We start from the raw sequence: 10434 nt of genomic DNA on the forward strand, positions 1-10434 counted from the left end.
AAACCCTTGTGATTGCTTCACTTCGCTTTGCTACGTTCGCAATGACATAGTTATAAATTTTCCCACCCACCTACTTAACTTCAAGACATTTTGCCTACGAGACGGTGCGCGAACAGACGGAAATTATTTAAACTCCGACTGAAATTGGGGCTGGGGATTAGCCTTGAGCAGGCAGATTTTTAGGCATTGCAAGCAGAACTTGGATATATTTGCTTCTACAATCTTCAGAAAAATTCAGAGAAAGTTCTTTGTATTGAGCTTCATCAAACTGATTTGATTTTGAATATCTACTAAGTAGTCCCTGATAACCAACAAAAGCAAGTTCATTAATTAAGATTTGACAAAACTCGCCCTCAAAGTATCCTCCATGTACGTTGATATACCGTGTAAATTTAAAAAAGTATGCACCACACAATTTAACATAGTCAAAAAAATTGAGAGCAGATTGTTTTTGAGAGAAACTAACAATTCCTCTCTTTGATATTTCTGTATCAGTGCAATCAGTATAATCAGTGCAATCAAAATATGTAAAAGAGTCTGCAATAGCGTTCTCATCAAGTTGATCGTTATTATTCAGGCAATGTAAACTCTTACGCTCGTTTGAGGATGCTCGGATTTCAAGACATTCAGAAGGAGGAGCAAGGTTAGTAAAATCGCCATTTTGACAATTGACTATACCATAATCATTTAGTTGCAATTTTTTCTGATTACGAGCAACAGTTATGTTACCTAATTTATATCCTCTATCCCTAGTTTTAGCTGGAAAACTAAAATAATTAGCAAGGGGTGAAGCCAAACGTAATGCTAAATCAGCTTCGTTAGAAAATATATAGGCTTCTTCACAACGCTTCAATGAAGATTTCAGAAAATTAGCTCTAGAAGTTAAGATCGATTCCACAGGAATATCTGGTGCAACAAGCACCAATCTTCCTAGACTAAATACATCACCAATTTTAGAAGAAGCTTTCTCATTAAGTGCTTTAGGGTCAAATACATCAGAGAGAATGCGAATCGTCTGAGTTGCGACTTCACAACCTAAACTATGGGCAATAAATGATACTTTGATTCTGACGTTTTCCCAATTTTTATTAGGATATTTATCTAATATTTCCTTTTGTAAATCTTGGAAGAATCTTACTAAATCTAGCACACCATAATTACTAGCCCGAAAGCGATCGCGAGGGTAAGCTGTAAGACGAAGAATGATTAGTGCTAAAATCATACCGATCAAAAATCCGAAGATAACGATGAAAAATATTAACCACGGATGAGGATTTTTGATAAATAGACTGAAAATTGCACCAAACAACCAAGCAAAAAAAACCAAGACTAATCCATTCGGGATGATGCGTAAAGAATCTGTTGCTTTTGCTATGTGTCTTATCCAAAGTCCAAGCCCAGATCCAAGGAGAATAATTAACACAGATGTTAAAAGAAAATTCGATGCAGCATTTGTCCAGAGTGTTAAGATAATAGCTATTAAACCAAATATAAGGGAAGTAATTAATATTCCCACAATTAAACTTGGTAGTGATTCTAAGTAATTCCCAGTTTGAAATAAAGGAGTTTCAGCAGGCCAGCGATAGCCAATAAGTACACAATTGCGATTGTCAAGTGTAAGTCTTGAATCTCCTGAATTGGCATATTTGTGGGCTTTCTCATAGCGGGTTATTGCGTCTTTTTCAGAATTAGCATAGCCATGTATATGAAAGACTAATTCCGGTCGATCGCTCTTAATGAGATACTCAGCAATTTCCTTGATTTTATCTACATTATCATTGTGCTGTTGAGGTTCAGGTGGATCTTCAACATTAATAGTTGCACTACTTCTTACATAATAGCCAGGTAATTTAGAAGAAATACCTTTTTGAAGACGCTCAATGGTATACGCTAATTCTGGATTTGACATATAATTAATATTATATATATTTCAATATCTTTTTATGAAGATAAAAATACTTCATTAGCAATGATTAGCATAGCTAAAATTTGCTTACATATTACATTAAGTTGAATTAAGTAGGTCGGTCTGAATATTTATCATCAGGTTCAGGCAGGAAGCAGAAGGCAGGAGGCAGGAGGGAAGAGGGTTTTAGTTCACTTAACTTTTGTTAAGATAGTTTGGTTTTTTCTAGATGTTCTACTTAATTATAAAAATCAAATTTACAAAATTTAATTTATCTATATACAAAAAATGATTTTTTAAATCGTATTTTTCCCTAGAGTATTGCTGGATTGTTAAAATTATTTGCTGGAGCCAATAATTCGTACAATGCGGGTGTCAATAACTAGCAGTTACTGTTTGGACTGAAATCACTTCCTGTTGTGGCGGATATTCTGACAGATAATGTAACTCCCTTCCCTTGTAGGGAAGGGGCTGGGGGTTAGGTCTTAATTTACGCAGAAACTAAACGGCGTAAAGATTCAGCACGGCGTTTCGCAATAGGGTTATTTGGATCGAGCTTTAGTGCTTCTTCGTAGCTTTGTAACGCCTGAGTAGTTAATTTTTTCTTCTCATAAGCGTGTCCAATATTATTCAACCCTGTTACGTAGTCTGGTTTCGATTTCAGGGCTTCTTTATACTGACGAATTGCGAGGTCATATTGCTCTTGGGTAAAATAAATATAACCCAGCCCGTTATAAATAGGGGCAATATTTTCTTCTTCCTCTTCTTCGGCAGCTTTCAGAGCTTTTTGAAACAGTGCGATCGCTTGGGAATACAATTTTTTTTCTGAATAAATACTGGCTAACTCATAATATTCTTGAGTCGTACCCTTTTCTTTCTCTAACTTCTTTCGCAATTTCGCAAAGGAGCCTTCAATTTTGCGAGTTTTGAAAATCTGGCGAAGAACACTCACGGCTGCAATTGTGAGTATAACCACCAAAATTGAGAGATAAACAACGGCTAGACTGTTATCCATTTCTGCAAATACAAATATTAAAAGTTGGTTCTGTAATCTATTATCAGCTTATTGGGCATGAGGAAGATAATTCTTCACTCCTAACTCTTGTACAGACGCGATTAATCGCGTCTTTTACGGCAAACCCCAATATTCAGAGCGTTGCTGGAGCCAACCTTGTTCTAAATAACGAGCGATCGCTAGATTAACATTGCGTCTTAATTCATCGTACTGCAACCCTTTGGGCGTAACTACAGACAAGGGTTCAGTTGAGAGCTTAGTTGGCAATAGCCGATATTGAGGATATTGTTGCACCCAACCGCTTAGAACGGTAGCATCTGCGGCAAAGGCTACAGCGGCATTACTTTCTATTTGCTCTCGCGCTTCGTCATAAGAATTTACTCCTACCAACTCGGCGTTTGGCAGATAAAACCGCACTTTAGCAATAGTGCTGGAGTTGTTGAGTACAGCAATTTTTTGTTTTGTCAAATCATTCAACTGCTGCACAGATGTATCTTTTGTAACTAATACAGTGCCATCCAAATAGTAGGGAACACTGAAACTAACTATCCGGCTGCGTGACTCGGTTGCTGTCACCCTAGCGATCGCAAAATCAACTTTCTTGTCTAAGACTACAGACAGGCGATCGCGATTCGCTACAGGTTTCAATTTGACAGCATCTGCTTTCCCAACCAAGTCAAGTGCTAATCGCTGTGCCAAGTCAATTTCAAAGCCTTGCAAATTGCCACTGGCATCTTTGAATCCCAAGGGACGCAAGTTATCTTTGATAGCTACAGTGAGATAGCCGCGCTGCTGAATTTCTGACATTTCGGCGGCAGATGCAGTGAATCCTATCCCCACTATGGAAAAGCAACATATCCAAAAAATAGTGGCGGATAACACCAGATGTAACCGAGTAATTACTTGCCATCTGTTACATCTGTTATGCATCCGTGGCCACCTTTATCCTTTAGCTTGAACTGCTAGTTCAGCGACTTTGCCAAAGCTAGCTGGATCGAGGACTGCTAATTGTGCCAACATCTTGCGATTTAGTTGGATATCAGCTTTTTTCAAGTTACCGATCAACTGGCTGTAGCTCAAGCCGTGTTGTCTTGAAGCAGCGTTAATGCGGGTGATCCAGAGACGACGAAAATCGCGCTTTTTCTTTTTGCGATCGCGGTAGGCACTCCGTAGCGCCTTCATTACTTGTTGGTTGGCAGTTCTAAACAGAGTTGAGTGAGAACCGCGAAAACCTTTAGCTAGTTTGAGAATTTTACTGCGGCGCTTCCGAGCTACATTACCGCGTTTTACCCGTGTCATAACTTATTTCCTGAAGGACTTACAAATATGGGAGCATCAAGCGCACGTTGAGTTCATCGCGTTCATGTACAAGGGCGGTTTTGGACATGCTACGCTTTTTGTCGGAAGATTTGTGTTCTAAAAGGTGGCTTTTGCCAGCTTTCCGACGGACGATTTTACCGGTGCCTGTGGCACGGAATCGCTTCGCTGCGGCTTTACGAGTCTTGAGTTTAGGCATGGTATAGCTTTAATTCGACACGATCCATTATTATACTAATAAAATTGTTTGAATGGAAATATTTTGCTTTTCGGAGCGATACCTGCGGCGGGTTACGCCTACGCTTCGTCAAATGCAATTTTAAGGGATATCCTCACTTAAAAAAACTGTCTCTAAATTTCGATAACCACTGACAATACGTACAACTTCGACACCGCCATCAATGGGGCGATAAAATATCAAATAATCTTCTACAGGGAAACTCCGTAAAGCGCTAGCAAAATTATCGCAACTTTGCCCCATATTAGGAAAATCAGCCAACAGTTTACACTGCTGTTTAATTTTTTCGTTGAATCTTCGAGCTGCATCAGGATTAAAGCGGGCAATATAGCTGCTTATTTCTTTCAAATCTAATCTAGCTGAAGGCGCTAAAATACACCTACTCATTATTTAGCAGCCTCAGCTTGTTGCATTTGGGCTTCAGCGCGTCGAATGTCTTCCTCTATTTCTGCAAATACCTCTTCACCATCAATTCCTTCACCACGTTCGAGTTCTTCGATACCAACTTGGATTTTAGCTTTCAATTCTACTAGACGCTGATCTCGAATGCGATCGCGTTCTTCTAGCAATCTCAATGCTTCACCCATGACTTCACTAACTGAGTGATATTTCCCACTACTAACCTTATCCTTAACCAACTGCTCCAGTTCTGGGGTCAAAGATATATTCACAACTATTACCTCATTCCATTTACCCTATATCCTAACCGACAGGGGTTAGAGCAAGATTAAAATAATTCGTAATTCGTAATTCGTAATTCGTAATTCGTAATTCGTAATTAAGTTTTGCAATGGGGATTTTAACCCCAACGCAAAACTTTTCGCTTGTTATAAGCGAGGGACTTAGACCACTCAAAAATGTTAAAGATCACCAAGAAAGACAATTACGCGCGAGCGTTTCACCAATAATTACGAATTACGAATTACGAATTAATTCGCGGCTGTTTGGGCTTCTTGATAAACTATTTCTTGAAACTGGATCATATCTTTTTGCGGATCGGCGTGGCTAACTTTCACTACTATCTGTTCGCCCAAGTTCACAGAACGCTTGAAAACCATTGGTAACTGCAAACCCAAATCTTCGATCAAAATTAGGGCTAAGTTACTGTCTTCGCGCAGCCACATCAACACTGTTACCTCCCAAGTTTCCTCTGGATGGCGGCGTAAATACTCTAGAGCATAATATCTATTAGTTTGCCGTTCTACCATCGTCACCTCTTGGGTGATGCTGGTGACAGTCATCATCACTTCTTTAAGTTGATCTGCGGAAAATGGCAGAACTTCACCGCGCAAATGGGCTTTAAGTTGGAAGTGGGTAAGCAAGTCACTGTAGCGGCGGATGGGAGAGGTTGCTTGGGTGTAAGTATCCAAACCCAAACCAGCATGACGCAAAGGCGTAATGCTCATTTCACTCTTGGGCATACAACGACGCATAGCGCAAGCGCGAACGAATCCGGCGGGAAGTAACAATAATTCTTCTTCTGAGGGTAATTCCGGTTGGGGCTGACCGCGAAAGGGCAAAGGTATGTTATGAGCTTTACCATAACGAGCCGCAACTTCACCGGCGACAATCATCATTTCTGCGACTACTTGCCGTGATGGGGAATCGTCCAAAATGTCAATATGGATCTCTTCACCTTTGACTTTGATCGTTGCTTCGGGCATGGTGATACTAATTGCCCCTTGAGCGTAACGCCAAGCTTTGCGTTTTTGTGCCCAAGTTGCGATCGCAGCAATTTCTGGTTCTGCCTGTACCCGTAATTGTAGCATTTCATCTACATCTTCGTAGGTGAGGCGATAAGTCGGCTTAATAGAACTGGTATGAATGCTATAATCTTCAACTCCCCCAGTTGTGCCTAAAATAATTCCAAAACTGAGGGCGCAACAAACCCTTCCCTGGATTAGACTCATTGGCCCAGTTGCCAATACCTCTGGGAACATAGGAATCATCCCCGTAGGTAAATAAACTGTACTACCCCGCTTTCTGGCTTCTAAATCTAATTCACCTTCCGGCACTAACCATCTAGTGGGATCGGCGATATGCACCCACAGGCGCTCCCGTCCATCGGGCATGACTTCCCAACTTAGACCATCATCGATCTCTGTGGTAGTTTCATCATCAATGGTGTAGACCTTGAGGTGAGTCAGATCGAGGCGGTTTGTATCTGAGTCAATCGGCGGGAAATCCAAACGCTGTTGCGCCACTTCTAATACCTTATTAGGAAATTGAATCGGAATTGAAGAACGACGCAGGAACAAGTTTTCATAAGGACTCCAGCAACCCAAATCTACTAATAGTTGAAAGGCCCCTTGAGGCGTTGTGGGCCGTCCCAGCATGGTCATAGTTTCTAATACTGGAGCGCTGGGCGGATAAGCGCGAGCTAAGGAGTCATAATTAACTCCCGTCCGCACTGTGTCAGCAAGCAACGCTGCGTATTTTTCGAGACCTTCTAGGCGTTGGCGATCGTGGCGCTGCCACTCTACTGCTTCACCTTTGAGTGCCTGTTCTACACGAGTTAAAAATTCCTGCTGTCCTTTAGCTTTTAATGCCTCTACTTCCATCTGGTGTTTGCGTTCTGCCACCTGAGCAGCAGTTCGCGGCTCATAAGCGTCTCCTTTTTGCTTGAAATAGAGTTTGTCGTCTGATAACAAGCAATGGGCGGCGTAACAATGAGGTGCGGCTGATTCCGAAAACAGCAGATTCGCCATCAGTTGTGGGGTGACTGTTTCCCCATCCTCAACCAGTAATTCCCAAGCTATCTCTAAGCTAGATGGGTCTAGATAAGGGTTGACTTGCTGTAAAAAGCTGGCAATCTCTGAGGGCTTGTAGGTCTGTCCGGTAACTGTATAAGTTATTTGTCTCGGCGCGAGGCTGTGGGACTGATCACGGTCATCTACCACAAACCATCGGGTTTTACCGTCTGGGCGTTCTACGATCCCCAAACGGCGATCGCCTTGAACCCTAAATTCAACTAGCGTCCCCTTCTCCACAACTCTCGCACTCTAATTTTGGTGAACAGTTTAAATAGTTTCAAGTTAGGAGTTAGGAGTTAGGAGTTTTGATTCTTAACTCCTGTACAGACGCGTAGACGCTCGAAGAGCGGCTTCTCCTAAGAGTATAATCGCGTCTCTCCTGTACAGACGCGATTAATCGCGTCTCTCCTCTTTTTAGCCTTCCGCATTGATAAATGGCAACAAAGCCACAATCCGCGAACGTTTAATTGCTAATGTCAACTCTCGCTGTTGCTGAGACGTTAGTCCAGTAATCCGACGTGGCAGTATTTTACCCCGCTCGGTGACAAACTTACGTAATAAATCAACATCTTTATAATCGATTGGATCTCCTGGCTTGATCGGAGAAAGACGACGACGGAAATAACTCATCTCTACTTAATTTCCTTGTGAACGGTATGTTTGTTGCAGTGGGTGCAGAACTTTTTCAGTTCTAGCCGGTTGGTGGTGTTGCGGCGATTCTTGGTGCTGGTATAACGTGAAACACCAGCCGAACGCTTATCTGAATTTGTCCGACACTCGGTACACTCTAGTGTCACAATAATGCGGGCACCTTTACTCTTAGCCATAATCTTACAAACAGTGGAGCCTGAAGAGATTTAACACAAATGACTATCTTCTCACATTCCGCCGCATATTTTCAACTAATCTTTTAACTTTTATATCAAGTGAGTAGCCACGACGCGACGAAACCATGAAAGTTTTACAATAGCGATCGTGTAAAGCCTGCCGCATCTGGGTATCAGAGAGGGCAGTGCCACAATCAATTGCTAGGGGAAGTACTAGCAGTATAGCAGTGGGATTGGCTCTAATATTGCTTAGGGCAATTGACACTAAAAGCGCACCCAAGCCGATAATCGCTTCTCGCTTCACCAATGAAGGCAAATCTGGGATTCTGCCCACTACTTCCCCGTCTTCGACTGACAACACCTTTAAATCGAATGCCCAACGCCCTAAACTTTGCCCTTGATTGTTGTATGGCACTAGCACCCGCAAAACCAGCCAAAATATCACAAAAACTAGGATTTCCAAAAATTGAATCCCGATATCGCCGCCTCCTAGTAGGGAACTGACTAACCAGACACCAAGGAAATCAAGTCCTAATGCCATACCTCGTCGCCCAATTTCAGCCTTGGGATAGTGTTTTTGGGGAAGTCGTTCGATAGTCATACAAAATAGGTATTTTTATTTAGGGATTGGGGAATAGCGATCGCTCCTGTTTTTTATATTAAGGTGATGACTTGGGTTTGGCGTTTAAACTCTGTTGTACATAAAAGTTCCATAATCAGCGCCCTGATGTTGCCCAACCCACAAAAGTCTGTTTTTGAGAAGTATTGTATTGTATGAGAAACTATTTGGAAGTTGTATCTATGACACATCTGTTTACTAAAAGAGCTATTAGGATGGTGGCGACTATTGCTTTAGTGTTAGCGATCGCTATAAGCACTCACAACCTAGCTGATGCTGCTGAGTTCAACTTTAACTGGAAGGGAGACACAGGTTATTCAGCCAAAGGTTCATTTAACTACGATACAACAACTGCTCCAAGTGTCATTTCGGAAGCAGGTTTGGGAACTACGAAGAACTTGCAGTCTCTCTCAATTTCTTTCTTCGATCCATTTAGTACTCTCATAAATAGTTTCACTCCAGTACTTAGTGGTGTATCTAATTACAGCTTTTTGAGATTTAACTTTGATAGCACTAAAGAGCAAATCTTTGGCCCCTTTGATATTGGCAAGGATGATGGACTTCCTGGCGACACATGGCTGAATAATAATCTCGCACTTATAGATGAAGGTTTTAGCGATGAGGTTATAGCTAAAGAATTTGGTTTTAACAATAGAGATGCAGCAGGCACAAAGCAAATACTAGATTTGAGCAACAATTCCGTTCAGGTATCCAAAGTCCCCGAAGGAAGCATAATTATCGGTTTACTAGCAGTGTGTAGTTTGGGATTTACCGCTTATAAAAATCTAGACAAAGCTACCCAAGAGTAGACTCAGTGTTACTTTACAGGGATAAAAGAAAAAGTCGGAGGCGATCGCTATGGTATCAGTCAGCGATGCACAAGCAATTATTTTAAATTTAGTCCAACCGTTGGATTGTCAACGGGATATAGAAGCCGTAGATTTATTGACAGCCGATAGCCGGATTTTAGCAGTGCCTGTCACCAGTCCGTTAGATTTTCCCCATTGGGATAATTCGGCAATGGATGGTTATGCAGTTCGCTACGAAGATGTGCAGCACTCTAGCGCCGAACAACCCACCGTTTTAGAAATTGTTGAAGATATTCCGGCTGGATATCAACCCAAATCTACGATTCAACCAGGGGAAGCCGCACGGATTTTCACAGGTGCGGTGATTCCAGCAGGTGCGGATACTGTAGTTATGCAAGAGAAGACACGCCGCGAGGAAAACCGCGTGTATATCCTGGCTGCACCAAAACTAAAAGAATTTGTCAGACACAAAGCATCTTTTTACCAAGCTGGAACACAACTATTACCAGCCGGAATTAAGTTAAATGCCTCAGAAATTGCTGTATTAGCGGCAGCACAATGTCCGCAATTAAGTGTTTACCGCCGTCCACGTGTGGCAATTTTTTCGACTGGTGATGAGTTGGTGAGTATCGAGCAAGCGTTGCAACCAGGGCAAATTGTCGATTCTAATCAGTATGCGTTGGCAGCTTTGGTAAAGGAAAGTGGCGCAGAACCATTACTGTTAGGGATTGTGAAAGACGATCCAGTTAGTTTGGAGAAAGTTATTGCTCATGCTGTTGCGATCGCTGATATAGTTCTCTCTTCTGGCGGTGTCTCAGTAGGAGATTATGATTATGTTGAAAAAATTTTACAGTCCCTAAGCGCAAAAATCCACATTCGCTCTGTGGAAATGAGGCCAGGTAAACCCCTCACCGTTGCCACCTTCCCCATTACCCAGTCCCCAGTCCCCA

13 protein-coding genes are annotated in these 10434 nt (G+C 41.9%); 2 read left to right on the plus strand and 11 right to left on the minus strand.

All coding sequences use genetic code 11. From position 1 onward, the window contains the following. Window positions 1-157: 157 nt before the first annotated feature. The 11 genes from CDG77_RS31640 to CDG77_RS31690 form a co-directional block, all read right to left on the minus strand. On the minus strand, window positions 158-1909 hold the full coding sequence (locus tag CDG77_RS31640) for an alpha/beta hydrolase (RefSeq protein WP_094333169.1): 1752 nt from the start codon (window positions 1907-1909) through the stop codon (window positions 158-160). Between the two features lie 487 nt (window positions 1910-2396). Then, window positions 2397-2921 carry a tetratricopeptide repeat protein gene (locus tag CDG77_RS31645; RefSeq protein WP_094333170.1) on the minus strand — a complete coding sequence of 175 codons (525 nt, stop codon included), beginning with the start codon at window positions 2919-2921 and terminating at the stop codon, window positions 2397-2399. Window positions 2922-3035: 114 nt separating this feature from the next. Next, the gene (locus CDG77_RS31650) at window positions 3036-3851 is read right to left on the minus strand and encodes a transporter substrate-binding domain-containing protein (protein ID WP_094333171.1); all 816 of its coding nucleotides are present in this window, start codon (window positions 3849-3851) and stop codon (window positions 3036-3038) included. A gap of 12 nt (window positions 3852-3863) precedes the next feature. Beyond that, complete coding sequence (gene rplT / locus CDG77_RS31655; protein WP_094333172.1) at window positions 3864-4220, minus strand: 50S ribosomal protein L20; 357 nt, start codon at window positions 4218-4220, stop codon at window positions 3864-3866. 19 nt (window positions 4221-4239) lie between these two features. After that, window positions 4240-4437: a 50S ribosomal protein L35 gene (gene rpmI / locus CDG77_RS31660; protein WP_094333173.1), complete on the minus strand. Its 198-nt coding sequence runs from the start codon at window positions 4435-4437 to the stop codon at window positions 4240-4242. A 120-nt stretch (window positions 4438-4557) separates the two neighbouring features. Further along, window positions 4558-4863 carry a type II toxin-antitoxin system RelE/ParE family toxin gene (locus CDG77_RS31665; RefSeq protein WP_094333174.1) on the minus strand — a complete coding sequence of 102 codons (306 nt, stop codon included), beginning with the start codon at window positions 4861-4863 and terminating at the stop codon, window positions 4558-4560. Then, the gene (locus CDG77_RS31670) at window positions 4863-5147 is read right to left on the minus strand and encodes a type II toxin-antitoxin system ParD family antitoxin (protein ID WP_094333175.1); all 285 of its coding nucleotides are present in this window, start codon (window positions 5145-5147) and stop codon (window positions 4863-4865) included. Before CDG77_RS31670 ends, CDG77_RS31665 begins: the two co-directional genes overlap by 1 nt. 258 nt (window positions 5148-5405) lie before the next feature. Then, window positions 5406-7466 carry a ribonuclease catalytic domain-containing protein gene (locus CDG77_RS31675; protein WP_094333176.1) on the minus strand — a complete coding sequence of 687 codons (2061 nt, stop codon included), beginning with the start codon at window positions 7464-7466 and terminating at the stop codon, window positions 5406-5408. A 177-nt stretch (window positions 7467-7643) separates the two neighbouring features. Then, on the minus strand, window positions 7644-7859 hold the full coding sequence (gene rpsR / locus CDG77_RS31680) for a 30S ribosomal protein S18 (RefSeq protein ID WP_094333177.1): 216 nt from the start codon (window positions 7857-7859) through the stop codon (window positions 7644-7646). A 2-nt stretch (window positions 7860-7861) separates the two neighbouring features. Further along, the gene (gene rpmG, locus CDG77_RS31685; RefSeq protein ID WP_094333178.1) at window positions 7862-8056 is read right to left on the minus strand and encodes a 50S ribosomal protein L33; all 195 of its coding nucleotides are present in this window, start codon (window positions 8054-8056) and stop codon (window positions 7862-7864) included. A 43-nt stretch (window positions 8057-8099) separates the two neighbouring features. Beyond that, a complete protein-coding gene (locus CDG77_RS31690; protein ID WP_094333179.1) occupies window positions 8100-8657 on the minus strand; it encodes an RDD family protein in 558 nt (185 codons plus the stop codon). Window positions 8658-8857: 200 nt separating this feature from the next. On the opposite strand from CDG77_RS31690, the gene CDG77_RS31695 reads away from it, so the two are divergent. Together CDG77_RS31695 and CDG77_RS31700 are read left to right on the plus strand one after the other, a co-directional pair. Then, window positions 8858-9484, plus strand: coding sequence for a hypothetical protein (locus tag CDG77_RS31695; RefSeq protein ID WP_094333180.1), 627 nt, complete (start codon window positions 8858-8860; stop codon window positions 9482-9484). A gap of 49 nt (window positions 9485-9533) precedes the next feature. Continuing rightward, window positions 9534-10434: molybdopterin molybdotransferase MoeA (locus CDG77_RS31700; RefSeq protein WP_094333181.1), on the plus strand; the 901-nt coding region annotated here is incomplete at its 3' end.

This window comes from Nostoc sp. 'Peltigera membranacea cyanobiont' 213 (assembly GCF_002245975.1).
Classification (GTDB): domain Bacteria; phylum Cyanobacteriota; class Cyanobacteriia; order Cyanobacteriales; family Nostocaceae; genus Nostoc.